Annotated in this window: 30 protein-coding genes and 2 pseudogenes; 21 read left to right on the forward strand and 11 right to left on the reverse strand. The window is 51.8% G+C overall.

The features are described from left to right. The first annotated feature begins 79 nt into the window (after positions 1-79). Together L9O85_RS07155 and L9O85_RS07160 are read left to right on the forward strand one after the other, a co-directional pair. Positions 80-1,036 carry a DMT family transporter gene (locus tag L9O85_RS07155; protein ID WP_050624771.1) on the forward strand — a complete coding sequence of 319 codons (957 nt, stop codon included), beginning with the start codon at positions 80-82 and terminating at the stop codon, positions 1,034-1,036. Positions 1,037-1,080: 44 nt separating this feature from the next. Continuing rightward, a complete protein-coding gene (locus L9O85_RS07160; RefSeq protein ID WP_050624772.1) occupies positions 1,081-2,202 on the forward strand; it encodes a DUF362 domain-containing protein in 1,122 nt (373 codons plus the stop codon). A gap of 71 nt (positions 2,203-2,273) precedes the next feature. On the opposite strand, the pseudogene L9O85_RS07165 reads toward L9O85_RS07160, so the two are convergent. Continuing rightward, a pseudogene (locus tag L9O85_RS07165) lies at positions 2,274-2,501 on the reverse strand (manganese catalase family protein); the annotation flags it as partial. A 163-nt stretch (positions 2,502-2,664) separates the two neighbouring features. Here L9O85_RS07165 and cas3 point away from each other — a divergent pair. The 10 genes from cas3 to cas2e all read left to right on the forward strand — a co-directional run bounded on the left by cas3 (position 2,665) and on the right by cas2e (position 12,403). Further along, the gene (gene cas3 / locus L9O85_RS07170; protein ID WP_256181229.1) at positions 2,665-5,247 is read left to right on the forward strand and encodes a CRISPR-associated helicase Cas3'; all 2,583 of its coding nucleotides are present in this window, start codon (positions 2,665-2,667) and stop codon (positions 5,245-5,247) included. A 5-nt stretch (positions 5,248-5,252) separates the two neighbouring features. Next, positions 5,253-6,698, forward strand: coding sequence for a type I-E CRISPR-associated protein Cse1/CasA (casA, locus tag L9O85_RS07175; RefSeq protein WP_301580038.1), 1,446 nt, complete (start codon positions 5,253-5,255; stop codon positions 6,696-6,698). Beyond that, the gene (casB, locus tag L9O85_RS07180; protein WP_301580039.1) at positions 6,695-7,216 is read left to right on the forward strand and encodes a type I-E CRISPR-associated protein Cse2/CasB; all 522 of its coding nucleotides are present in this window, start codon (positions 6,695-6,697) and stop codon (positions 7,214-7,216) included. Before casA ends, casB begins: the two co-directional genes overlap by 4 nt. Before the next feature lie 3 nt (positions 7,217-7,219). Further along, entirely contained in the window at positions 7,220-8,362 is a 1,143-nt protein-coding gene (cas7e, locus tag L9O85_RS07185; RefSeq protein ID WP_301580040.1) for a type I-E CRISPR-associated protein Cas7/Cse4/CasC, read from the forward strand. A gap of 10 nt (positions 8,363-8,372) precedes the next feature. Continuing rightward, positions 8,373-9,068, forward strand: a complete 696-nt coding sequence (cas5e, locus tag L9O85_RS07190; protein ID WP_108981241.1) for a type I-E CRISPR-associated protein Cas5/CasD — start codon at positions 8,373-8,375, stop codon at positions 9,066-9,068. Continuing rightward, complete coding sequence (cas6e, locus tag L9O85_RS07195) at positions 9,049-9,663, forward strand: type I-E CRISPR-associated protein Cas6/Cse3/CasE (protein WP_157954756.1); 615 nt, start codon at positions 9,049-9,051, stop codon at positions 9,661-9,663. The genes cas5e and cas6e overlap by 20 nt, the downstream gene beginning before the upstream one ends. A gap of 162 nt (positions 9,664-9,825) precedes the next feature. Next, on the forward strand, positions 9,826-9,999 hold the full coding sequence (locus tag L9O85_RS15175) for a hypothetical protein (RefSeq protein WP_430688782.1): 174 nt from the start codon (positions 9,826-9,828) through the stop codon (positions 9,997-9,999). A gap of 71 nt (positions 10,000-10,070) precedes the next feature. Next, the gene (locus tag L9O85_RS15180) at positions 10,071-10,307 is read left to right on the forward strand and encodes a hypothetical protein (protein ID WP_430688783.1); all 237 of its coding nucleotides are present in this window, start codon (positions 10,071-10,073) and stop codon (positions 10,305-10,307) included. A gap of 813 nt (positions 10,308-11,120) precedes the next feature. Beyond that, the gene (gene cas1e / locus L9O85_RS07200) at positions 11,121-12,053 is read left to right on the forward strand and encodes a type I-E CRISPR-associated endonuclease Cas1e (protein ID WP_108981239.1); all 933 of its coding nucleotides are present in this window, start codon (positions 11,121-11,123) and stop codon (positions 12,051-12,053) included. Further along, a complete protein-coding gene (gene cas2e / locus L9O85_RS07205) occupies positions 12,050-12,403 on the forward strand; it encodes a type I-E CRISPR-associated endoribonuclease Cas2e (protein ID WP_108981238.1) in 354 nt (117 codons plus the stop codon). Before cas1e ends, cas2e begins: the two co-directional genes overlap by 4 nt. Before the next feature lie 101 nt (positions 12,404-12,504). On the opposite strand, the gene L9O85_RS07210 is transcribed toward cas2e, so the two are convergent. From L9O85_RS07210 to L9O85_RS07225, 5 genes are all read right to left on the reverse strand, one after another. Continuing rightward, positions 12,505-14,061: a recombinase family protein gene (locus L9O85_RS07210; protein ID WP_301580043.1), complete on the reverse strand. Its 1,557-nt coding sequence runs from the start codon at positions 14,059-14,061 to the stop codon at positions 12,505-12,507. A gap of 67 nt (positions 14,062-14,128) precedes the next feature. Next, the gene (locus L9O85_RS07215) at positions 14,129-14,278 is read right to left on the reverse strand and encodes a hypothetical protein (protein WP_301580044.1); all 150 of its coding nucleotides are present in this window, start codon (positions 14,276-14,278) and stop codon (positions 14,129-14,131) included. Continuing rightward, on the reverse strand, positions 14,275-14,400 hold the full coding sequence (locus L9O85_RS15185) for a hypothetical protein (RefSeq protein WP_430688788.1): 126 nt from the start codon (positions 14,398-14,400) through the stop codon (positions 14,275-14,277). Before L9O85_RS15185 ends, L9O85_RS07215 begins: the two co-directional genes overlap by 4 nt. 51 nt (positions 14,401-14,451) lie before the next feature. Then, entirely contained in the window at positions 14,452-14,751 is a 300-nt protein-coding gene (locus L9O85_RS07220; protein WP_301580046.1) for a hypothetical protein, read from the reverse strand. After that, positions 14,733-14,999, reverse strand: a complete 267-nt coding sequence (locus tag L9O85_RS07225; protein ID WP_301580048.1) for a plasmid mobilization protein — start codon at positions 14,997-14,999, stop codon at positions 14,733-14,735. The genes L9O85_RS07220 and L9O85_RS07225 overlap by 19 nt, the downstream gene beginning before the upstream one ends. Positions 15,000-15,586: 587 nt before the next feature. On the opposite strand from L9O85_RS07225, the gene L9O85_RS07230 reads away from it, so the two are divergent. From L9O85_RS07230 to L9O85_RS07250, 5 genes are all read left to right on the forward strand, one after another. Next, positions 15,587-15,709: a hypothetical protein gene (locus L9O85_RS07230; protein WP_301580050.1), complete on the forward strand. Its 123-nt coding sequence runs from the start codon at positions 15,587-15,589 to the stop codon at positions 15,707-15,709. After that, the gene (locus tag L9O85_RS07235; protein ID WP_301580052.1) at positions 15,706-16,422 is read left to right on the forward strand and encodes a hypothetical protein; all 717 of its coding nucleotides are present in this window, start codon (positions 15,706-15,708) and stop codon (positions 16,420-16,422) included. The genes L9O85_RS07230 and L9O85_RS07235 overlap by 4 nt, the downstream gene beginning before the upstream one ends. Next, on the forward strand, positions 16,343-16,819 hold the full coding sequence (locus tag L9O85_RS07240; protein WP_301580114.1) for a hypothetical protein: 477 nt from the start codon (positions 16,343-16,345) through the stop codon (positions 16,817-16,819). Before L9O85_RS07235 ends, L9O85_RS07240 begins: the two co-directional genes overlap by 80 nt. A 214-nt stretch (positions 16,820-17,033) precedes the next feature. Beyond that, entirely contained in the window at positions 17,034-17,573 is a 540-nt protein-coding gene (locus tag L9O85_RS07245; RefSeq protein WP_301580116.1) for a hypothetical protein, read from the forward strand. Positions 17,574-17,726: 153 nt separating this feature from the next. After that, positions 17,727-17,930, forward strand: a complete 204-nt coding sequence (locus L9O85_RS07250) for a DUF3846 domain-containing protein (protein WP_301580054.1) — start codon at positions 17,727-17,729, stop codon at positions 17,928-17,930. Positions 17,931-18,048: 118 nt separating this feature from the next. Here the strand turns inward: L9O85_RS07250 and L9O85_RS07255 are convergent, their stop codons facing one another. Further along, complete coding sequence (locus tag L9O85_RS07255) at positions 18,049-18,180, reverse strand: HepT-like ribonuclease domain-containing protein (RefSeq protein WP_301580118.1); 132 nt, start codon at positions 18,178-18,180, stop codon at positions 18,049-18,051. Between the two features lie 217 nt (positions 18,181-18,397). After that, positions 18,398-18,694 carry a nucleotidyltransferase family protein gene (locus L9O85_RS07260; protein WP_108981228.1) on the reverse strand — a complete coding sequence of 99 codons (297 nt, stop codon included), beginning with the start codon at positions 18,692-18,694 and terminating at the stop codon, positions 18,398-18,400. Positions 18,695-18,787: 93 nt separating this feature from the next. Between L9O85_RS07260 and L9O85_RS07265 the strand changes: the two genes are divergently transcribed. Beyond that, the gene (locus L9O85_RS07265; RefSeq protein WP_301580056.1) at positions 18,788-19,342 is read left to right on the forward strand and encodes a recombinase family protein; all 555 of its coding nucleotides are present in this window, start codon (positions 18,788-18,790) and stop codon (positions 19,340-19,342) included. Here the strand turns inward: L9O85_RS07265 and L9O85_RS07270 are convergent. After that, a complete protein-coding gene (locus L9O85_RS07270; RefSeq protein WP_301580057.1) occupies positions 19,339-19,671 on the reverse strand; it encodes a helix-turn-helix domain-containing protein in 333 nt (110 codons plus the stop codon). The two genes, L9O85_RS07265 and L9O85_RS07270, sit on opposite strands and share 4 nt — an antisense overlap. A gap of 180 nt (positions 19,672-19,851) precedes the next feature. Between L9O85_RS07270 and L9O85_RS07275 the strand changes: the two genes are divergently transcribed. The 3 genes from L9O85_RS07275 to L9O85_RS07285 all read left to right on the forward strand — a co-directional run bounded on the left by L9O85_RS07275 (position 19,852) and on the right by L9O85_RS07285 (position 23,391). Then, a complete protein-coding gene (locus L9O85_RS07275) occupies positions 19,852-20,778 on the forward strand; it encodes a helix-turn-helix transcriptional regulator (RefSeq protein WP_301580059.1) in 927 nt (308 codons plus the stop codon). Between the two features lie 23 nt (positions 20,779-20,801). Further along, positions 20,802-22,094 (forward strand): hypothetical protein, encoded by a 1,293-nt coding sequence (locus L9O85_RS07280; protein ID WP_050624794.1) that lies wholly within the window; start codon positions 20,802-20,804, stop codon positions 22,092-22,094. A gap of 256 nt (positions 22,095-22,350) precedes the next feature. Beyond that, positions 22,351-23,391: a hypothetical protein gene (locus L9O85_RS07285; RefSeq protein WP_050624795.1), complete on the forward strand. Its 1,041-nt coding sequence runs from the start codon at positions 22,351-22,353 to the stop codon at positions 23,389-23,391. A gap of 96 nt (positions 23,392-23,487) precedes the next feature. Here the strand turns inward: L9O85_RS07285 and L9O85_RS07290 are convergent. Beyond that, positions 23,488-23,898 (reverse strand): annotated as a pseudogene (locus tag L9O85_RS07290) (manganese catalase family protein); the annotation flags it as partial. Position 23,899: 1 nt separating this feature from the next. Beyond that, the gene (locus L9O85_RS07295) at positions 23,900-24,364 is read right to left on the reverse strand and encodes a spore coat protein CotJB (protein WP_276755807.1); all 465 of its coding nucleotides are present in this window, start codon (positions 24,362-24,364) and stop codon (positions 23,900-23,902) included. Positions 24,365-24,495 lie beyond the last annotated feature (131 nt).

Below are 24,495 nucleotides of genomic sequence, written 5' to 3' on the forward strand. Positions count from 1 at the left end.
GTTTTGGTTCCTTTTCAGGGCCTGCTGTGCTATAATCAAAAAACAAACTTACATGAGCCTGTAAGGGGAGACACTTAACATGAAAAAAGGATATTTTTTTATCCTGATTGCAACTATCGCGTTCAGTTCCATGGAGGTGGTGCTGAAACTCATCGCGGGGGAGGTCAATCCGGTCCAGCTGACGCTGGCCCGCTTTTCCATCGGCTTCGTTTTTCTGGCCCCGGTGGCTGTCTACACCCTAAAGAAGCGAAGCAAGCGCCTGGACCGGAAAAGCGTGGCCTATTTCGCCCTGCTGGGCCTGATCGGCATTGCCATCTGCATGCCGATCTATCAGATGTCCATCAACTTTACCGAGTCCTCCGTGGTGGCGGTCCTGTTCAGCTGCAACCCAGTCTTTGTTACCTTTTTTGCCTTCATGATCCTGAAGGAGCCCATCAAGAGGCGCCATCTGGCAGCCCTGAGTCTGGAGATCCTGGGGACCCTGGCCATTATCAACCCCCTGCATATCAAGCTGAACATGGTGGGCGTAGGACTGGCCCTGTGCTCCACTGTGCTGTTCTCCATCTACGGGGTGATGGGCAAACGAAAGTGTGCGGAGTACGGGGGCGCGGTGGTCACCTGCTTCAGCTTCCTCTTCGGGAGCGTCATCATTTTCTGCTTTATCCTGATCACCCATATCCCCGCCGTGGCGGGATTCTTCCAGTCCATCGGTCTGCCCTCCTTTGCCCAGATCCCCATTCTGGAGGGCTATACCCTCCAGAACCTGCCCTATGTGCTCTATGTCTCGGCCGGCGTGGCCGGCGTGGGCTTCTGCGCCTACTTCCTGGCTATGGAATACCAGCCGGCCAGCGTGGTCTCGCTGGTGTATTTCTTCAAGCCGGCGCTCTCGCCCATACTGGCCTGGATGGTCCACGGGGAGGAGATCCCGGGCAATATGCTGGCGGGTATCCTGCTGATCCTGGCGGGCTCGTTTGCCAATATCATCCCCGGGATACTGGAGATCAGACGCGCCAAACAACAGATGCCGTCCAACTGAGTTTTGATCGATGCAATCGATGCATGTGAGGAGATGTGAGATCTATGAACAAATCGAAAGTTTACTTTACGGACCTCCGGGCCCCTGTGGGGACAAGCCAGCTCACCAAGCTCCAGCGGCTGATCCGCAGCGCTGGGATCGGTGAGATCGACATGGAAAAAAAGCTGGTGGCCATCAAGCTCCACTTCGGAGAACCCGGGAACCTGACTTATCTGCGGCCCAACTACGCCAAGGCGGTGGCGGATGTGGTGAAGGAGCTGGGCGGCGTTCCCTTTCTGACGGACTGCAACACCCTCTACCCGGGGAGGCGGAAAAATGCCCTGGAGCACATTGAGAGCGCCTATGAGAACGGGTTTTCCCCCTTCTCCACCGGCTGTCAGGTCATCATTGGAGACGGCCTGCGGGGCAATGATGACGTAGAGGTCCCGGTGGCGGGGGGCGAGTATGTGGAGAAGGCTAAGATCGGCCGCGCCATCATGGACGCAGATGTGTTCATCAGCCTGAGCCACTTCAAGGGCCATGAGCAGACCGGGTTCGGCGGTGCGCTGAAAAATATTGGCATGGGGTGCGGGAGCCGCCGGGGCAAGATGGAGCAGCACTCCGGCGGAAAGCCGGTGGTGAAGCAGAAGCGCTGCGCAGGCTGCCGCCAGTGCATCAAGCAGTGCGGGCAGGACGCTATCTCCTACGATGGGGGTAAGGCATTTATTGACCAGGAAAAGTGCGTGGGCTGCGGGCGGTGCATCGCGGTGTGTAACTTTGATGCCATTTTTAACCCCAACGACTGTGCCTGTGAGCAGCTGAACCGGAAGATGGCCGAATACGCCAAGGCGGTGGTGGATGGACGGCCCCAGTTCCACATCAGCCTGGTGATCGATGTATCTCCCTACTGCGACTGCCATGGGGACAACGATATGGCCATCCTGCCTGATGTGGGGATGTTCGCTTCGTTTGACCCGGTGGCCCTGGACCAGGCGTGCGTGGATGCCTGTTTGCGGCAGCAGCCCATCCCAGGCAGCCTTCTGGATGACCGGATGCACGAGGAAGGCTTCCATGATCTCCACGACCACTTCCGGAATGTGACGCCGGAGTGCGAGTGGGAGAGCTGCTTGGCCCATGGGGAAAAGATCGGCCTGGGCAGCCGGACCTATGAGCTGATCCGGGTCTGAACCCACAAAAAGCCTGCGGTCCATCAGACCGCAGGCTTTTTTGCACCTTTTGATAGCAGACTCCGGGACACTCAGGCATTCCGGGGCTGGGGCGTCATCTGTTTGTCGAATGCGGGGTTGGTGAGATAGACATTCTTGCTGTTCATCTTTTCCTTGCACAGCCGCAGACACTCGCCGAAGCGCTGGAAGTGGACGATCTCCCGCTCCCGCAGGAAGCGGATCACGTTGTTCACATCCGGGTCATCACTGAGACGCAGGATATTGTCATAGGTGAGGCGGGCTTTCTGCTCTGCTGCAATGGTGTAAGGGCAACTTTCTTAGAGGCAGTAATCTTTATTGTACAAACAGCGTTCAAATAATGTTATACTCAAAATCACAGAAATAAAAAATTTTCCTGAGTCTCATTTATTGGACAGATTTGAATGTAAAATGATTTCAATATAAGTGAGAGGAGGTATTCCTATGAGCATTGGTTTACAACAGATATGGGCGAAGACAGAACCTTTTCAATCCATTCTGACCCATTCCTTCATTTCTGGGATTGTCGCACAAGTCATCGTTCATAAGATGATTGTCCCAGGCGTACGAAATAAATTGTTGGCGTTATTATCGTGCACTCCAGAGAAATTTACAGACTGGATTGGATACCTTGTATCCCTTCATGATGTGGGTAAGATAGAAGGGCAATTTCAATATCGCTGGTTGCCTATGAAGGAAAGTATGGATAAAGAGGGTGTAAAACCAGACTTTCCTGCTTTAAACCAGATCCGTCATGAGAAAACTACCTGGCGTTGTCTGCGGGAACGCCTCTGGAAGGAAGCCTCGAATCAAAGCGCAGCTAAATTCTATGCGGATATTCTAGAAGTGCATCACCAAGGGAAAAGCGGAACGGAAGGGGACCGGCAAGATCTCTTTTGGAATCATCTTCAGGAAGAATTCGAGCACTGGATGCGGCTTCGATTTTTACGCTCTGAGGAATTATTTTTACCCCCTCTTGGGAAAGAAAACAGAGGAAGTGTAGGTGCGCTGCTGCTTGGAATTGTGATCCTGTCGGACTGGATTGCATCCAGTAACTATTTTGCCCAAGCAGAACTCTGGATCAATCAGCCGGATGGGGAGGAGCACGCAAAATGTCTTGCGGAAAAATTTTTGATGCTGAGCGGACTGACATCGCAGGCCGCAGACTTTGGAAATGAATTTCATGATGTGTGGCCCAATATTCCAAGAGATGTAATGCGGGGCTTGCAATCAGAAACTGAGGCCCTTTTTCAACAGGCACAGGAGCGCATTTCTGTGGTACTGTTGGAGGCACCTATGGGGGAGGGAAAAACGGAGGCCGGAATCTATGCAGGGATTCGAATGGCCAAACAGTGGGGGAAAAGTGGTTTCTATGTTGGTTTGCCTACAGCAGCTACCTCCAATCAGATGGTTGGACGTATGCGGACTTTATTAAAGCTGCATCAGTTTCCAGACTCAGTCCGTCTCCTTCACAGTATGGCCTGGCTGGTTGACGGAGACAATACCCAATCCTGGCCTAAATTCGAGACAGAGGAGGAGCGCTATGCCTCGAGCTGGCTTCTTCCAGTGCGTCGAGGGTTATTGAGTTCCTATGCGGTTGGCACGGTGGATCAGGCAATGATGTCTGTCTTGCTGGTGAAATACGGCGTTTTGCGGCTGCTGGGATTGGCAGAGAAAACTTTGGTGATCGATGAGCTCCACTCCTACGATGTCTATATGAGTGAGATCCTCCATCGGCTGCTAGAATGGTGTAAAGCCCTGGAGATCCCTGTGGTCCTGTTGTCTGCCACTCTTCCGCCGGAGAAAAAGGCGCAAATGTTGTCTGCCTATACCGATCATCCAATCCAGCCATGCTATCCTTCGATTACTGCTGTAACAGAGTCAGGGAATGTAATCGTGCGGCCGGTCAGCCGGACGGAAAAACGACAGACAGTATCCGTCGAGCTTTGCCCGGTGCTGCATCATGCGGAACAGATTGCCGAGAAGGCGATGGGACTGGTGAAAGACGGTGGATGCCTCTGTATTTTGCTCAATACCGTCCAGCAAGCCCAGGAGACCTACCAAGCGCTCAAAACCAAAGAATTTGATGGAGAATTGCTTTTATTCCATGCGCGTTTTCCGATTGGCCAGCGGGATCAAATCGAACAGCGCTGTATCCGTCTCTTTGGAAAAGAAAAGGCAGCTCGCCCGCAGAAGGCTATTCTAGTGGCCACTCAGGTGGTGGAGCAGTCTCTGGATGTGGATTTTGACGTTATGATGACTTCGATCGCGCCAATTGACCTTCTGCTCCAGCGCCTTGGACGGGAGTTTCGCCATGAAGATACGCCCCGGCCGCCTCATCTTGCTGCCCCACGGTTCTATGTGCTGATTCCTGATGAGACAGGAAAATTTGAGGCGGACGGCTATATTTACCCAGAGTGTCTTCTGAAGCAGAGTATTCATCTGTTGGAAGAACGCAGTGAAATACAGATTCCAGAGGATCTGCCCACATTGGTGGAGCAAGGCTACAGCCCAGAAGCGGCTCCACCGGAGGAATTGGATCTCTGGATAGATCACCTAATGGAAGATCAGGTTAAAGCGGCGGCCGGCGGAGGTTATCTGATCAATGCCCCTGAAAAGGGATACACCCCGATCAAAGAAGCTGAACGGATTCAATTTGACGATCTGGAAAGCAGTAGCTACCTCTCGGCCAAGACGCGCTTGGGTGAACCGACCGTACGTATTGTACTTTTGCCGCCGGAGCGGTTTGGATCTTTACGCAGCAAAAGTCAGCATTGTGGAGACCGACTGTGTCTATCAGATGTGACCAGAGAAGAGGCGCGTGAGATCCTGAAGGCCAGTGTCTCTGTTCGGGCAAAACTTCTGCGGCACGGAACGGAAGGCGTGATCTTCGGCAGAAGACTGCTGGAGGGGATCGAAATTTATACTGCCACAGTAGATGAAAATGGAAATATGCGGTATACTCAAGCTGATGGAACCCAAATCGTTGCAGACAAAGAGTTGGGTATATTTTTTGAGAAGGGGTGAGGTGTGTGAAGGCGTCATTTCAAATTTTAACGCAGCCGTGGATCCCAGTAAAAGAGCTGGACGGAAGCATGAAAGAGCTTAGCCTGCTGGAAACGCTGGAGAGGGCCCACCTGCTCAGCGAAATTCAGGATCCATCTCCTATGGTAGAGTACAGTGTTTACCGCTTTCTGATCGTGTTTCTCATGGACATGCTTCGACCAGAGGATGAGGAAGTATTGGAGGAGTTATTGGATGAGGGGCAATTTGATTGGGATACTATCCAGCGCTATGTGCGCCAGTGTGAACAGGAGGGGGTGAGCTTTGACCTCTTCGATTCAGAGCGGCCATTTTTACAGACCCGATATCGTGCAGATTGGGATCGAGATCCAAAACCGGTCTCCACATTGGATTACTCTATCCCAAATGGGAACAACCACATCCATTTCGATCACAAGCGGGAGAAGATCACTTACACGCCCGGCAAAGCGCTGCGGATGATGTTGGCTGCGCAGATTTTTTGTACCGCAGGGGCGCAGGGGTATCCCTCTAATATGAACGGCGCTCCGCCATGGTTTACACTGATCCGGGGAAAGAACCTGTTTCAGACTTTAGTGTTTGGTATGATCCAGGTGGATCGAATTGATCTGCCCCTTGATCGGCCTCCGGTCTTGTGGCGTAATCCGGATGAAGTGGTATCCAAACAAAAAGTGGCGAGGACATCATGGCTGTTTGGTATGTTTTTCCCAGCAAGGCGGATCCATCTAATTTCAGATGAGTCTGGTGAATACGTTGAAAACGTATATTTCAGCCAAGGAATGAACTTTGAAGTGACAAATTCTTGGACAGACCCGCATGTTACATACCGATACAATGCAAAGGGACGATTTAACTGGAAGCCATCTGCGGATGAAGCGATCTGGCGCAACCTAACGGATCTGATTGACACGAAAGGAAAGCGTGCTCCCCAGATCATAGCGCAGTATGAAAAATTGGATACCTCGGATCGTCCGATGTCTCTTGTGATTTACGGAGTTCAGACCAATCAGGCAAACTATATGAGGGCACAGAGGCACGACCTTCAAATTCCCAAAAAGTTACTGGGGAATGAGAACGCGTTGCGCTTTATTACCGAGTTTGTCGCGCAAGCGGAGCGGTTGGGCCGGGCGCTTTATAAAGCGCTGACTCTGGAGGAGATCCCGGAGGAGAGCCGTGTTCAGGCCAGACAGAGGTACTACGCGGTTTGCGAGCAGATACTGTGGAGCCAGTTTGATGCGTTGGCACAGCCTGGATTTGATTATGCTGCCAATCTGACAGCGGCCATCAGCTGGCAATGCAAGACAGCAGCGGAATGTGTAGATTGGACCTTGGAACAGCTGACCCTGTGTGGAAGAGCTATGCTCCAGGTTATGGATTATCAGCAAAAAGTGCTTGGAAAAGAAATCGCGGCAATCAAGAAGGGGATGAAGATATGAAGGAAGTGGATTGGAGCAGTTTCTTCCAGCGGCTAGATACCTTGCCGAGAGGAGAGCGTGCGTCTCTGAAGCGGGAAGCTGGGACCATGCTGAGTCAGGCGGATGGACAGGCCATGCGTGTTTTCTTTCAGTGCCTGCCTTTCTCCATACCGCAGTGGCAGGAGGAGCGAGCATTTGCGGCAGTTTGTCTGTACTGTCTCTGGGATACAGATGAGAAACGCCGCCAGCCTTTGGAGCAGATCTTCTATCAACTTGGTCGGGATAAAGAGATGTCCGAGAGCACCGGCCACCGATTGGAAATGCTTCTGGATCTCCAGTGGGACGAGGATGGATTTATGCTCAAAAAGCTGTCCAGACTGATCCGGTTTGTGAGATCAAAAGGATATGCAGTGGACTGTCAGTGGCTATTGGAAGATCTATTCTATTGGAACGGTGAAAAACAGAGCGTGCAGCGGAAGTGGGCTCGCGCCCTTTATATTAAGCCTGAAGAGCAGCAAGAAGAATTGAAAGGAGAATGATCCATGTTATACGAAATCCATATGCTCAAGAACTATCCCCCAGTCAATCTGAACCGGGATGAGTCTGGCGCTCCAAAGTCCTGTATGTTTGGCGGAACGACCCGGGGCCGTGTGTCCAGCCAGTGCTTGAAGCGGAGCTGGAGGCGTTCGCCGCTGTTCTCTCAGACCATCGGAGCGGAACATCTGGGCATTCGAACCCGTAAGCTGCCCCAACTGGTGGCAGAGAAGCTGGCGGAGATGGGAGTCAGTCAAGAGTATATTGACACTGTATTCCCCAAAATCAGTGGATTTGGCAACAAAGACGGCGCAGAGAATAAGGATGGCAGCTACACCGCACAGATTGTGTTCTATGCGCCGGAAGATATCCAGGCGGTGGCGGAAGCTATTTATGAAAAGCTCAAGGATTGTCCATCCCTGAAAGAGGTCAAGGCATTGAAGGCAAAGGATCTGCAGGAGGCGGTAAAGGGAGCGGAGAGCCGCCCTGTCACACTGGACATGGCACTCTTTGGGAGAATGGTGACTTCCAATGCGTTCCGGGATGTGGAAGCCGCCATGCAGGTGGCCCATGCTATCTCTACCAATAAGATGAACATGGAATCCGACTATTTCACCGCCATGGATGATCTGCTCTCCGGGGAGGTGATAGAGGAAAAAGGGTCCGCCATGATCGGGGATACCGATTACAACTCCGCATGCTACTACATCTATGCCTCTCTGGATACGGATATTTTGATGAAAAACCTGAAGGATACGCCGGATGCAGAGCAGTTGGTGAAAGCGGCCATCCCTGCGTTGATCCGTACTATGGCGTTGACCAACCCGTCAGGGAAACAGAACAGCTTTGCTGGAAACGTGCTTCCCAGTGCGATCCTTGTGGAATGCAAGGAGGAGAAGGTGCCGGTCAGTATGGTCAACGCCTTTGTGCGGCCGATTAAACCGGAGCTGGCCAATGACTACGATTTGGTGAAGGGCAGTGTTCAGGCGCTGGCTAGTCAAGTTGACACGATACAGAACAGTTTTGGATTAAACGTGAAACAACGGCTGTGGTTCTGTCCCACAGCATGCTCTATCGTACCAGAATGTGAGACTACGGTGTGCAAGACACTGACAGAATTGATCGAACAGGCGGCGGCTGCTCTGGCGTGAGGCGAATGTGATGGAAGAAAAGAAAACTTTGCTGATCCTGCGGCTGGAAGGGGCGCTGCAGTCCTGGGGGGACCACTCTAAATGGGACGTCCGGGACAGTGGGGATTTTCCAAGCAAATCCGGCGTTGTAGGTCTTTTGTCGTGCGCTATGGGATTAGAGCGGGGAGATCCGGAGATTGCAGCTCTGTCCGCAGCCCTACATATGGCGGTGCGGGTGGATCGCCCCGGGATCCGTGTGCTGGATTTCCACACGGTACAGGGGTATCCGCTTTATAACGCGGAGGGGAAGCCCCGGTCAAGCAACACGGTCATCTCACCTCGCTGGTATCTCCAGGACGCCAGTTTTTTGGTGGTGCTGGATCTGCCGGATGATTGGCGGGAGCGGGTGACAGCGGCTCTGAAGCAGCCGGTGTGGCCCATCTACCTGGGACGAAAGAGCTGTGTCCCATCCCGACCTGTGTTTGAAGGAGTGACAGAGGCATACTCCGACTTATTGGATGCGATCCAGCGCTACCCGGTCTGTATGCGGAAGGGAGACAAATCCGCTCCGCAGGCGTTGTACTATGAATGTGAGATTCCAGGAGACGGGGTGGGGAGTTTTACCCGGCCTGACGAAAGACTCTCAGGGGGACGAGAGTTTGGCCTTCGAACCGTCTATCGAGGGGTTATCACCAGGGAGGGACAAGATGTATCTGACGAAAATTGACTTGATTCCTCAGCAGCGTGGTATCCGGCAGGCATTGGGCGACTGCCAGCAGCTTCATCAAATGATTATGGGGCTTTTTGAGAGTGATCGGAAAAGCTCGGGCGTAATCTATCGGGTCCGTGAGGACAGGTACGCACTGGCAATCTATCTCTATTCCAATCGGCCTGCGAATCGGGAACGCCTGTTGCCGGGTATGCATTTTTCTGGGGAGCGGGATCTGACGCCCTGGCTGAATGCCATGCAGGAGGGGCAGATTTGGAGATTTGATCTGCTGGCATCGCCTACAAAAAAGGTGGCGCAGAAGAACGGGAAAAACAGCCAGCGCCGGATTCTCAGGACTCTGGAAGAACGCTGTACATGGCTAACCAGGAAAGGAGAGCAGAATGGGTTTCGGCTACTGAGTTGTCAGGAGTTGGAGGGCAGCCAGCTGACTGGCCGTCATGTGCCAGCGCGGGGCGGCCGGATGTATCTGGATCAATATCACTATCAGGGAACGCTCCAAATTACAGATGCAGTGCTATTTCAAAATGCAGTCCGGGAGGGAATTGGTCCCGGAAAATCGTATGGACTTGGAATGCTGCTGCTGAGCTCTTGATTTTTACTAGAAATAAAATTTTGAATTTTTCCGCTGGTAAAAGTGCTGTTTTACTGCTTGCGCGCGAAATTTTTGATTTTATTTCAGTGAAAACCCCACGTATGTGGGGATGGACCGAATACCATGAGCAGTTGGACGAGACCACCATCGAAAACCCCACGTATGTGGGGATGGACCGTCACCCTGCCAGACTTCGAGGCCATGGCGGACGAAAACCCCACGTATGTGGGGATGGACCGCCTCGTCAAGGCCCCCGTTCTCCACAAGGAGTGTAAACCCCACGTATGTGGGGATGGACCGATTCTGGACGAGCAGGAGGTTCGTCTCACTCAGTAAACCCCACGTATGTGGGGATGGACCGGAAAAAAATATGAAAAAAACGCTTGATGAGAACGTAAACCCCACGTATGTGGGGATGGACCGTCAAAATAGATGTCTGTGACAACCTCTCCGGCCGTAAACCCCACGTATGTGGGGATGGACCGCTGAAGGACATGGAGGAGCTGGTAGATCAGATCGTAAACCCCACGTATGTGGGGATGGACCGGTCGTGTCCGGAGTATGATCCAGAGCCAAAGCGTAAACCCCACGTATGTGGGGATGGACCGAAGATGGAGATCCTCCGGGCGATCTTCGACCAGTAAACCCCACGTATGTGGGGATGGACCGATCGGGGGCCCGGCTTCGCAGGTCAAGGGCGTGTAAACCCCACGTATGTGGGGATGGACCGGACGACGACGTGACGCGCCTGATCCCCCTATTGTAAACCCCACGTATGTGGGGATGGACCGGCCACCCCCAGCATTACGTTTGACCCGACATCGTAAACCCCACGTATGTGGGGATGGACCGGCAATCGCAACATATCTCGGCGTTACTCAACGGTAAACCCCACGCACGTGGGGATGAACCGTAGTGGGGGGTGTCGTCTAGCTTGAATCCCTCGTAAACCCCACGCATGTGGGGATGGACCGGTCTTGCCGCAGCCTGCATGGCCATTCGGGATCGTAAACCCTACGTGCGTGGGGATGGACTGATGGTGGATGACAAGACCACCTTTGAGCAGGCCGTAAACCCCGCGCACGTGGGGATGGACCGCAGAACGCTGCCCGTGACTGCAACATGGAGGAGTAAACCCCACATGTGTGGGGATGGACCGTAATACGTATCAAGATAGACATTATCCATGACGTAAACCTCACGTACGTGGAGATGGACCGATCAGTGCCGGTGACCTGCCACTCTATATTGAGTAAACCCCACGCACGTAGGGATGGACTATTGAAAGGGCTAAAAATATGGAGTCCAAAACTGTAAACCCCACGTGCGTGGAAATGGGCCGTACAACGAGGTCACCATCAGCATGGCCAACGTAGTAAACCCCACGCATGTGAAGAGTGGGCACGTCTATCCGTCGTCTGGAAACTGAAGATTTTCAATGCAGGGAGGGAATATTGTTGAAGAACTTACAGGAATTGCCTAAATTGAAAGACAGCATCAGTTATTTATATTTAGAACATGCTGTCATTGAGCAGAACGACACTGCGATTGTAGCAATTCAGAAGCAGGGGCGGACACCCATCCCAATTGCCGGCATGACATGCTTGTTGCTAGGACCGGGAACCAGTGTGACCCATGCAGCGATTCGGGCGATTTGTAATAACGGATGTATGGCGATTTGGTGTGGAGAACATGCCGAGCGGTTTTATGCTGCGGGAGTAGGGGAGACTAGAAGTGCGAAGAATCTGTTGGTCCAGGCAAAAGCATGTATGGACGCAGAGCGGCATCTGGAAGTGGCAAAAAGGATGTATCAGATTCGGTTTTCGAACTTAAAAACGGAGGGATTGACGTTACAACAACTGCGGGGAATGGAAGGAATTCGGGTTCGGAAGGCCTATGAACTAGCAGCGAGGACAACTGGAGTTCGCTGGAAAAAACGTTCGTACAAAACAGAGGAGTGGGATCAGGCAGACCCAGTCAATCAAGCGCTGTCTGAGGCTAATGCTCTGCTCTATGGTCTGTGCCATGCTGCTATTGTTTCATTGGGCTACTCACCAGGACTGGGATTTATTCATACAGGAAAGCAGCTCTCGTTTGTATATGACGTTGCAGATTTATATAAAGCGGAGACAACCATTCCGGCTGCATTTGAAGCAATCCAGAAAATGAAACAGGGTGAGCCGCAAAAAAAGCGGATTCGACTAACTTGCCGGGCATATTTTGCAAATGCACGTATCTTGTCTCGAATTGCTCAAGATCTGGAATGGATTTTCCAGGAGACGGTAGAGGAAGAAATGGTCAACGGTCCAACTGTAGGCTCCCTGTGGGATGACCGCCAGGATACAATCAACGGAGGAAAAAACTATGCTGCGGAAAGGGACCTTCTATGACAGTGATTGCAATGGATTCTGCTCCGGAGAGCGTGCGTGGAGAACTGACTCGGTGGTTTCTAGAGTTGAAACCTGGGGTATTTGTCGGAAGGGTCAATTCCAGGATTCGGGATCTCTTGTGGAAGCGGATATGTGAAACTGACTCTGCGGCAGGAGCAGTTATGGTTTTTTCTGCCCCTAACGAGCAGGGGTTTGAAATGAAAGTTTCTGGAGATCCCAAAAGAAAGGTAAACGATTTTGAAGGAATTCAGCTGATCACGGTATCAGAGGAGGTATATAGAAATACAGAAGCGGAAGAATGTTTCGAATTTCCCTTTGAACTTCAACTTCTGGAAGAAGAGGATAGATGAGTATTGTTATGTGGGTCTCCATGAAGCGAGAAAATCGTTTGATTAAAAGCCTAGGAAAAGAAACATGAGTTTCTTTTCCTAGGCGAATATTTATCTCTAATTTAGAAATTCCAATGTATTTCAACCGGCGGATCATTTTCGCCAAGCTGGCGTTTTCCCACTAAAATATAGTCAATGAGGGCCTCCACCATTTCACGGGTCAGGTGCTCCAGATTAGTGTAACGCTGGACCAGTTCCCGGCGGTTGTCCCCGGCGGCAATCCGGGCGTCCAGTTCTTCCAGCCGACGGTTGGTTTCCGCGATTTTTCCCTCGAGCAGTTCCTTTTCCTTGGAGAAGTCCTGGGAGAGACTGAGAAAATCCGACTCGGACAGAATTCCCCGTACCTTATCCAGATAGAGCTCTCGCAGGCCCGTCTGGAACTCCTCATGCTGTGCCTGATATTTGGAACGTTGATCCAGCACCTTCTGTCTTTGAGCCAGGAGAGAGCTGGAAAACTCCAGGTTTCGTTCCAGCTTATCTTGATCCAAATACTGCGCGGAAAGCCGGTTCAATTCCTGGACCACGATGCGTTCCAGCTTTTCCACGGAAATAAATGCGCCGGTACAGGCCTCTTTTGAAACGCGCCGGTTGGAGCACTGGAGATAGTGCCGCCCGCGGTTTTTCGTGGAGCGCATAGTGTATCCGCAATTGGCGCAGCGAACCTTTTTGGCAAAGAGCCCAATCGACCCACCTGTAAAGGGTTTTGTCTTTTCCTTTATTAAGGCCTGAACCCGCTCCCATAGGTCCTGGTCGATGATTGCCTCGTGAGTGTGTTCGACCCGGATCCACTGATCTTTGGGGCGGGGCTTGTTCTGTTTGCTTTTATAAGATACACTGCCGTACCGCCCCTGGACCATGTTGCCGATGTAGATCTCATTGGTCAGCATGTGGGAGATGGCAGGATATTTCCACAGCGTTCCTGTTTTTCCAGGGGGAGATTGGTACCGCAATCCTTTCTGGCGCTTATACTCGGTGGGATTGGGGATCCCATCCTCATTCAGAATTCGGGCGATGGCCGTTTTTCCGTATCCTTGTGAAAACAAGGTAAAGACCCGGCGCACGACTGCGGCGGCCTCTGGGTCAATGATCAGATGGCCCTTCTGAGCCGGGTCCTTCTGGTATCCGTAGAGGGCGAAGGCGCCAATATGAAATCCCTGTTCCCGGCGATTGGTGAGGACGCTACGAATATTGTCGGACATGTCCTCCAGATACCATTCGTTTACCAGACCATTGATCTGGCGGGATTTTTTGTTCCCCTTGTTGTCGGTATCCGCATTGTCCACAATGCTGACGAAACGGATTCCCCACAGCGGGAAAAGACCGTGTATGTATTTTTCTACCAGTTCCAGCTCACGGGTAAAGCGGGACTGAGTTTTGCAGAGGATGATATCAAATTTATGGGCCTGAGCATCCGCTAGAAGGCGGCTAAACTCCGGACGGTTTCGGTCAGAACCTGTGTAGTCATCGTCGCTGTAAATGTGAAATACTTCCCAGCCCTGCTGTATGGCGTACTGTAGAAGCATGGACTTCTGGTTTTGTATGCTGGCACTGTCGTCCTCGGCGGAGGCCTTATTCCGGTCTTCTTCCGACAGACGGCAGTAGATTGCGGCTTTGGACATTGGACATCGCTCCTATAAAAAATGCGGCCCCCTGACTATGCTCGTCAGGAGACCGCTTTTGTGGCTGTTACTGGAGCCCTGCAGCGCTGGAGCTGGAGCGCTCCATCTGGTTGATCAGCTGGATCCAGATCTTGGTGTATCGCTCCGCCGTCAGGGGAGTCTCGGATTTCCGGAATACGCTCCGGCAGGATGGAGTAGGAATGGGCAGTCGGTTCATAAAGGGTATGCTCCTTTCGCAGTCATTTTATGATTGCTGTCTCTCTGGTATGCCAGGAAGCCATAGTAATCGGTTCGATCTCCGGGATACTTCTTTCCTGTGCGGTAGTTGAGAGTGTTCATCACGAAATGGATATGAACATGGGGCTTGTCTTTATGTACAACTGACAAGATCTAGTACTGCTGTTTGTAATAGCGGACGGCTCGGACCGCGATATCCGCTGCGTCCAAAGCGTCGATTCTCTCCTCCGGGGAGAAACTGAGAATCGAGTGCCGGAGCAGAAGTCCATCTGTCCTATCAAACGCCCGGCAGAGTTCCTCCATAGAGTCTGCTGCAATGTTCGGAAAGAGAGCTCCGCCAAAGATAAGTCCGCTTTTTGCCTTCTCCGGTGAACTGACATATTGGAGTAGATCCCGGATCGCGTTCCAATCGTGGTATTTGCCCGAATGGTGGATTACTCGATAGATTGCCAAAGCTGTTCCTCCAATCTGCTGAGTCGCTCCAGAAGCTCCTTGTCACAGTCCAGTTGCTGAGTTGTATTCGCCAGGTCACATAGAAGCTGTGCTAAATTGCGGTTGACAGGCTCCCGATTGGGATTTTCATTGAGGCATCGGTGCCGGATATAGGCAGAGCAGTCCATTCCAACTTTCTGGGCTAATGCGGTGATGTGTCGCCGTTCATCTGATGTAAAACAGACCGATGTTGGTTTTCTTTTTTCCATTTTAAGTTCACTCCTTATTTGGTACGATTTCCGCAAGCGGGGAATGCTCGCAATATTTCTGTGCAGTGAGCATTCCCTGCAGAAGATGGAGCAAGACACAAGCTCTTACCGCTCGGGTTCATGACCAAATAAGAAAAAACGCGCCGGCACTTCATGAGGAAAAGTGCCGGCGCGTTTTTTGATAAAGATGGTTGAAATGAGACTAAATTCACGAGTTCGTAGACACTATTTTTTCAATTCCAAGAACTTCCATTACTTCGGCCGGAGTAAGGACGGTACACGATTCCAGGACGTTTGAGAAACAGTTCTGGGCATAATCAAGTGAATCACGGTACATGTAAATACCCCCTTTTTGCGTTATTCCCCTGTTGCACCCTGTTTGCTTTTCCTGTCCTCTTCAAAAATATATCATTTTGATAGAAAGCCGGAAGCTGCTGAGGTTTACGCCTCGATCGCAGCTTCCGGCTTTTCTCATTTTATATTGGAAAGGAAAGGGAAACCATGCTGAAAACGCTCTTATCCGTCATTCGCGCCCTCATTGTGGAGCTGGTGAATCAGCTGTTCCGGCAGGCCTGCACCACCGTGGGGTGAATCAGAATGACCGCCAGGAGGCCCGAGAGAAACTGCTCGAGGTTCTTCTGGCGGCCGCGGCAGCCCTGCTGTGCGCGGCCATCGACTATGTGATCAAACAGGAGGATGAAGAACCATGATAAGAGAAACATTTACATGCGCCGTCTGCGGCGATGAGTACGATCTGGACCAGCAGCGGGAGTTCGACGACCAGGACCGCTGTCCTGATTTCCTGGAGCAGAAGACCGAAACCTGTACCGTCTGTGGGGAGTGGATCTGGAGCGACAATAATGCTGGTGATTCCGATACGCCACTCTGCCAAAGCTGCTATGAGCGGCTCTATACCAACTGCACTCAATGTGGAGCGCTGATTCGCAATGCCAGAATCCTCTACGCTTGGGACGACGTAGGGAATGAGGAGCCCCTGTGCCGCGACTGCTATTCCCGCTCTACTCAACAAAAGGCTATTCAGGACTATTACTACAAGCCTGACCCGATCTTTTATGGGAAGGGCCCTCGTTACCTGGGCGCGGAGCTGGAGATTGATGGAGCGGGAGAGTGCAGCGAGAATGCCCAGGAGATTTTGAATCTGGCCAACGGGGATTGGGAGCTGATCTACTGCAAACACGACGGCTCTTTGGACGACGGCTTTGAAGTCGTGACCCACCCCATGACTCTGAAGTTCCACCAGAAGACCATGCCCTGGAGGGAGTCTGCGGGAGGCGGTCTCCATGGGATACCGGAGCCACCAGGCCGGAACCTGCGGGCTTCACATCCATGTAAGCCGCGCCGCCTTCGGCGAGACCAGCCGGACGCAGGACGCCGCCATTGCCCGGGTGCTCTACTTCTTTGAGAAGCACTGGGAGGAGCTGCTGAAGTTCAGCCGCCGGACCCCGCGCCAGCTGGAGCACTGGGCGGCTCGGTACGGCTATAAGGAGCACCCAAAAGACATTCTGGACCAGGCCAAGAAGGGGACCAATGGAAGCCGCTATACCTGCGTCAATCTCCGGAACGACAGTACTATTGAGTTTCGGATCTTCCGGGGTACCTTAAAATACAACACCTTGATCGCCACATTGCAGCTCGTTGACCAGATCTGCAATGTGGCGATTTTTCTGTCCGACGAGGAGCTGAAGGCCATGTCCTGGACCACCTTTGTCTCCGGCTGTCAGGCCCCGGAGCTGGTGCAGTATTTGAAGGAGCGCCGACTGTATGTGAATGAGCCGGTAGCCGGAGAGGAGGAGCTGTAACATGTGCTGTCTATTCGGCCTGATTGACTACGGCCACAGCCTGTCCAAAGGGGAGCGAAACCGGATTCTCACCATTCTCTCCACAGCTTGTGAGGTACGGGGAACGGACGCCGCCGGAATTGCCTATCACAGCAGGGGACAGCTTCACATCTACAAGTGCCCACAGCCCGCCCATGCCATACACTAGAGGCTTCCTGGAGACGCCTGGGTAGTGATGGGGCACACCCGCATGACCACCCAGGGGAATGAAAATCGCAATTACAACAACCATCCCTTCCTGGGCCAGACCAGGGAGGGGGCGTTTGCCCTGACCCACAACGGGGTGATTCAAAACGACCGGTCTCTGCGCAAGAAGCTGCGAATCCCAAAAAACAGGATCGAGACGGACAGCTATGTGGCGGTCCAGCTCCTGGAGCGGGAGGGAGCGCTGAACTTTGACAGCCTCCGACGGCTGGCCGAGCAGTTGGAGGGCTCCTATACCTTTACACTGCTGGGGCCAAAACAGGAATTGTATTTCATCAAGGGGGACAACCCCATGTGTCTCTACCATTACCCAAGTGCGGGACTTTACCTGTATGCGTCTACTGAGGATATTCTGAACCGGGTGCTGCGGTGTCTGCGTCTGCCGTTTGGAAAACCGATGCCGGTCTCAATTCAGAACGGAGAGATTTTAAAAATCGACGAGGCCGGACATATCTCCTGCGGAAAGTTTGATGACAGTAAACTGCTTTCCTCCTGGCAATGGCCGGGATAGTACCCATACAGCAGTTGGCGCAGTTTTGGATGGAAAACGGAAGAAGCGGACCCTTACCTGGAGGAGATCAAGTCAGTGGCTGCCGCCTTCGGATACACATTGATCAGCTGTACCAGGAAGGATTTACACCCGAAGAGTTGGAGGATACTCTATATGGCAGAGGATTGTGGTGAGAAAAAGCGCATGAAAATTCTGGTGGTGGAGCCAGGAAAAGTCCCCTGTGTAAGGGGAATCGCACATGGCTTGAAGGCAATGCAGCAGGTAGTGGGCGGCCCAATCCAGGCAGTCTATCTCTTTCAGGATTCTGCTGCTCTTATATGTCACGAGGAGGGAAAGCTGCTGACTCTGCCTGGATAAACCAAAACCGTGTGCCAGTAGGGTATACCCTAGTAGCACACGGTTTATGTATTTCAAAAGGGTCGGTTTCCGAGATTTGGCATGTGCCAATTTGGGAACCGATCCTTTTGAGAACTGTTCAGGTTTTTTCTGTAGGAGTATCTAAGAGGGAAGCACAATATTCCTTTAACTTTGGAATGTCATATTGAATGATCTCCCAAGTAGTTTCTGGATCTACGGTACCATAACTATGTGCGACAATATTCCGCATGGCTTTGATTTGACGCCAGGGAATCGAAGAATGCTGAGATCGAAATTCCTCACTCAATTTTCCTACCAGTTACCCAATCTGTAGGATACAGAGAGCGGCTGCGTTTCGATAAATAGGATCTGAAGAAAAAATGGAGCCGTCATTGCCAAAACGGGCAACCGTTTCCTCAATCTGCTGACAATAGGAGACAATATGCTCCAGGATGTGGATGTCACGATCAAGAGGCTTCATATAGCAGCACCTCATCGTTGTGAATGGACTCCAAAAAATGGGGCTCCAAACTGGTGGTCGGAATCAAGTCAACGGACACGCCAAGAGAGTCTTCCAGATCAAGGAGAAGACCTGCTAGCTGCAACCCTTGGATTGCGCCCTTATCAATACGGAGATCGATATCGCTGTCCTCATTCATATCTCCGCGGGCGTAAGAGCCAAATAGATAGATCCGCTTCGCACCGTATTGTCTGGCTAAGCGGGAAACGATATCCTGGATCTCAGATAGCGTGCGAACCGCCATGATAGCCACCTCCCGAAACAAGATTCTGTACAAACTTTATTAATTTTAGTATACCAAGGAACTGTACATTTGACAAGAGAAAGGAATTGAACGATGAGAATCGGCTATATCAGAGTGAGCACACAAGAGCAGAATACGATTCGCCAGGAGATTCTGATGGAACGCCTGGGGGTGGATGAGTTCTACATTGACCGGGCCAGTGGGAAAAATGCACAGAGACCGGAACTGCAGAAAATGATGGAATATGTGCGAAAGGGGGATACCGTTATTGTCGAGTCGATCAGCCGGTTTGCTCGGAACACCCGCGACCTGCTCGAATTAGTAGAGCGCCTTACGGGTAAAGGAGTGGAATTCATATCCCAGAAGGAGGCGATCGACACTACGACGCCCACAGGAAAGTTTATGCTGACCGTCTTTGGTGCGGTGGCAGAACTGGAACGGGAATACATCCTCCAGCGGCAGCGGGAGGGAATTGCGGCTGCAAAAGGTCAGGGCCGATACAAGGGGCGAAAACCCATTGAGCCGCCAGGTCTGGACATAGTTATACGGCGGTGGCAGGCAGGAGAGCTGACAGCAGCAGAAGCTATGAGAAAGCTGAACTTGTCACCCAGCACATTTTATCGGAAAGCAAAAAGATTCGCCGGTTAAGGCGAATCTTTTTTTGTATTCATGGCCAAAAGAAAGGTTTTTAACAGACTTTCGGCATACTCCCGCTCTGTATTTGTACAACTGTGGAGGAGAAGAGAGAGTGGATCGTCGGCCCGGACCTCTGCTCTGCCAAATAGAATATAATCTGTGGTCAGACGGAGCGTGGAAGATATCTTACAGAGGGTCGGAACAGACATCCCTTTGACGCCGAGTTCAATATCCGAACAAAATTTCGGTGTGACCTCCAGCAGTTCGGCAAACTGTTCTCTGGTGTAGCCAAGATATTCCCGCTGTTTTCGTATCCTGCTTCCGATTGCTATCCAGTCCATATAGCGCCCCCCAGTAGTTTCATTCAGTTTATCCCGGAGAGTTCCTTCTATAAATAAACTTTTGGTGTTGAAATAAAAGAACTTTTAGGGTAGAATAAGGGATGGGAAACAGGAGCTTTTTTCTTCTCATGGACAGTTTCCGTCTAACCCGGTCGGTATAATGGAGAAGGAGGGAGAGAAATGGCAGAGGAAAAAGGATTCCGCCTCCTATCTCTGTACGATCAGTTGGTCAACCGGGGGAGCATTTGGAAGAAAGAGGCTGCGCAAGTCTTTGGCGTGTCTGAGCGCAGCATTCAGCGGGATATTGAACAGCTCCGGAACTTTTTTGCGGAGCAGACTCCGCCGTTGGAGATCCACTATGATCCGGAGCGGAACTGCTACCGGCTGTCCGAGGGTGAGGGTGCGCTTCTCTCCTGTGGGGAAATGCTGGCGGTTTGCAAGATTCTCCTAGAAAGCCGGTCGCTATCAAAGCGGGAGCTGGATCAGATTCTGGATAAACTCCTGGCTCCTGGCATACGGCCGCCGGAGCGGGAAAAGCTCCAGGAGATTCTTTCCAACGAGCGCCATTGTTATGTGGAGCCCCGCCACGGAAAACCGCTGGTAGACATTTTATGGACCCTGGGGCAGGCCATTCAGACCCATTCAGAGATCGAGGCGGATTATCAAACTCAGACAGGAGAGAAGAAGCACCGCCGGCTCCAACCAGTGGGCCTGATGTGCTCCGAGTTCTACTTTTATTTGGCGGCATTTTTGAAAAACGTGGACCGAAATCAGAAATTTGAATATCCGGAGGACCCCTATCCCACTATCTATCGGGTGGACCGCCTGGAACAGATCCAGGTACAATCGGAACACTTCACCGTCCCATATAGTCAGCGCTTTTCAGAAGGGGAATTTCGAAAGCGGGTCCAATTCATGTACGGAGGGAGGCTGCGGACGGTTCATTTTCTGTATCAGGGACTGTCGGTGGAAGCCGTCCTGGACCGCCTGCCCACAGCGGAGATTGTCGGCGAGCGGGACGGGACGTATGAGATCCGGGCGGAAGTGTTTGGAAAGGGGATCGATATGTGGCTGAAAAGTCAGGGGAATCGAGTCAAACGGTTGTAGAATAATTGGAAGGAGAATCCATAATGGAGTGGGGAGCCATTTCCAAAAGTGATGCTGTCTTGTTAAGACAGGATTCCTGTGAGACACAAGATTATTTGTGTTCCATTGCCTGCGGAGCCATTGCAGGTTTGCTTGATATTTTTTTTGTAGGGGCTCCGGGCGAGAGTGCGCTTGGGCAGTGGACGGACAAACAGGTCGATACTGCCGTCATGAAATTTGCAAGCATGACAGGCTGGAAACCGGCTGCTGGAAAGGAAAGCAATGTTGCCAGTGCAATCGGTTACTTAGAGCGAAAATTTAAAGTAAATTATGATCAACGTTACACAGCGGATGTAGACAGCGTTTTTGCTATGAGCACTAAGAATCATCATATAAAATCGCTGGCCCACTCGCCGGATGTCGTCGGGCTCTTTTTTTCCATTCTGAACCAATTTACCTCAACTGCTTCCTTTATCAGCAATGGAAAACTAATTACAATACAGACACAGACATTCGAATTGCAAGGACATAATGTTATTTCAAAACTTTTCTGTGGTGTGGCAAACTGGTTTGGACATATCATGTCCGATATTGCAGGGAGTTCCGGTAGTCGAGGAAATTCTGGACGAGGGACAGGCGTGGCTATTCCTTTTTTTGAGCTTTTTCAATTTTGTAATTTTGGAAGTTTTCAAATCGGAAAAGATCGACAAGATTTTGCGACCTTAGCAATCCGGGCTTTCCAAGAGGGATATGATGCCCGTTTTAGCCTTGCTATGGCGATCCCGGTTCTGGTATGTGATTTAACCATTCGGCTCATTTGGACAATAAAGAGGTATTTTTATCGTGGAATTCCTTTGACCGAGTGTGTGCCAACGCAAGCTCATGCGGATTTGAGAGTAATGCTACTTTTTGGACACGGCACGCTGTGTCTGATGGATGGAGCAGATGCGGCTATTCGTTCTGGCGGGAATTGGTTAAATCTCTTTTTGCGTATGAATCTGATTGCCTGGGTACGTTTCAGTACATTGGTTTTGAAAGAAATCTGTATTCGTACCGGAATTGCGCTTTCACTTCAAAAACAATTGGATGCATATAAGCGGATTAACAAAAGTCTCGAGCTCTATCTTACCCAACTGAAGAGCATTGATTTGGAATCTTTCCAGCAAGAAACGGAATTTTATAATCATTCGCTTCAGTATATGGATCACGTTCAGACAGAAGATCAACTTAACATCCTTCTTCGGAAATCCATGATTGACTTAGGAATTGACCTTCCTTGGCAGGGAAATTTTGATACCTTTATGTCCAACAAAAAGAATCATCTGGTGTTTCGGTGATGTTTTACTGCGATCGATGCGGAGCATGCTGCCGGAATCTAAGGAAGTCCAAGCTGTATGCCGAACTGGACCGGGGGGACGGGACGTGCCGGTACCTGGCTGGAAATCTGTGCAGCATTTATGAAAACCGGCCGCTTTTGTGCCGGGTCGATGAATGTTATCATCTGTTTTTTCAGGAGATGATGACTTATGAGGAGTATATCCGTCTCAATAAAGAGGCATGTAAATTATTGAAAGAGTGAAGGAGGATATTATCATGCCATTACCGCTTATTTTAGGAGGAGCCGCCGCTGCTGCCGCTGCTGCCGGGGTTGGAAGCGCCATTCATGGGGGCGTAAAAATGAAAAAAGCTCACGACACCATGAAGAGTGCGGAACAGCGGCACCAGGACAACATTGCTCGCTTTGAAGCGCAGAACAAGCAGACGACCGAAGCCATGGATGCGCTGGGTAAGAAAGAACTGGAGATCCTGGAGAGCTTTCAGAAATTTTCCGACATTTTTGACCGAATCCAGAACCGCCCTGAGTTCCAAGAATATAGCAAGGATGATGTGAAGATCCCCATGTATAATGCCGAGGAACTGAAGGAAGTATCTGTAGGAGCGGGAGTCCTGCTGGGCGGTCTTGGCGGTGCCGCGTTGGGCACAGCCGGTGGGTTTGCCGCTGCTGGTGCGACAACAGCCGCCGTTATGGCGTTTGGGACAGCCTCTACCGGAACGGCCATTGCCTCATTGAGCGGCGCTGCGGCAACCAATGCCACGCTGGCTGCTCTGGGCGGCGGAGCGATTGCGGCCGGCGGCGGAGGGATCGCACTTGGTACGACGATTCTCGGCGCGACGACGTTGGGCATGGGACTTCTGGTTGGTGGGATCATCTTCAATCTGACCGGCAGCAAGCTCTCAGATAAGGCCAATCAAGCCATGGAGCAAATGAAAAAGGCGGAGGAAGAAATCAACCAGATCCGGCTGTATTTGGTGGAGCTGGCCGATACGGAGGCAAAATTTGAAAAAACACTCTCCGCTGTAGATCGGGTCTACCGGCGTCATCTGGAGCAGCTCGGCAATCTGGTGATTTTGTCCGGAAAAACTGACTGGAATCTTTATTCCGATGCGGAGAAGACGCTGACAGAGAACACGGTCCGGTTGGTAAGCATGCTCTTCCAGATGTGCAAGGTGCGGCTGGTTTTGAAGGGGGAGAAGGAGGCCGACTTAAACCGGATCAACCACAAAGAAATTGATGCGGCGATTCAAAATGCAGATGGTTTCCTGAAGGAGAAGGGCTTGACAGCGCTGACTTAAACCGTATAAGATAGGAAAACTCCCTGATTCCGTTTTTGTTGCGGAATCAGGGAGTTTGATGCATTTTAAGGGCTGTTGGCCTTACGCCATTGCACCATCTGCTGCCAGGTCCTCTGTAAGGTCAGCGATGACGTCGCCCGTGGACTGGATAGAGCCGGCGCTCCAGGGGAAGCCCGAAGCTGCCGTGGGATAGACGCCGGTGGTGTGGTCTACAAAATAGGGGGCAAAGGACGGGGAGTTCCGTACCTCCTCGTCAGTGAGGTTCCGGGTCAGCTGATGGACGATGGCAGCCACCATCTCCATATGGCCCAGTTCCTCAGTACCGATGTCGGTGAGCAGTCCCTTTGCCTCGGCATAAGGCATAGAGTAGCGCTGGGACAGATAGCGCATGGAAGCGCCCAGCTCCCCGTCGGGACCTCCGTACTGACTGATAATAAAAGCGGCGAGTTTGGGATTAGGCGTGGCGATCTTTACCGGGAACTGGAGCTTTTTTTCATAAATAAACATGTCACTTCACCTCATTCTGCTGGTAGTTCCAGGGCCATGGGTCCTGGAGCCAACGGTAGGTGTCCTCCGTGGCCGCCGTGCTTTTCATCAGCGGCCCGAACCGCTTTTCATAGGCCGCCTTGGCGGACTTTTCCATGGCAGCATACTGCTGGAACAGCTGGAATGCCTCCATGTCTTCCGGATGGGTATCCAGATAGATGCCCAGCTCGAGCACCACGAACTCCAGTGCCTGGAGCTCTACCAGCGGATTGGAGGGAAGGGTGCTGCCTTCCACTTTCAGATGGAAGGGCAGATTCAGACCGGGAAACAGCGTACCGTTACTCAGGGCATCCCCCTGAGAATATTTTTGAGACCCATTCTGCTGAAAGGGGACATAGGGGACAGCCAGCCCGGCACAAGAGGGGAGTGTGCCGAAATAGTCCGGGCAGCTGGCCGATCCGGCCGCGCTGCAAGTTTCTTTGTTCAATGCAGGATTCCTCCTTGTGTGGATTGGAGGATTGCTCCTCCGCACCATCCTATGCCGTGGGGAGAGCGGCGGCCCCGGCGGGACACAGGCGTCCCAGAGCATGTCCGCGGCGGATCGCCCTCTTTTTTCCG

The sequence above is a fragment of the Lawsonibacter asaccharolyticus genome (genome assembly GCF_022453915.1).
Taxonomy (GTDB): Bacteria; Bacillota; Clostridia; order Oscillospirales; family Oscillospiraceae; genus Lawsonibacter; species Lawsonibacter asaccharolyticus.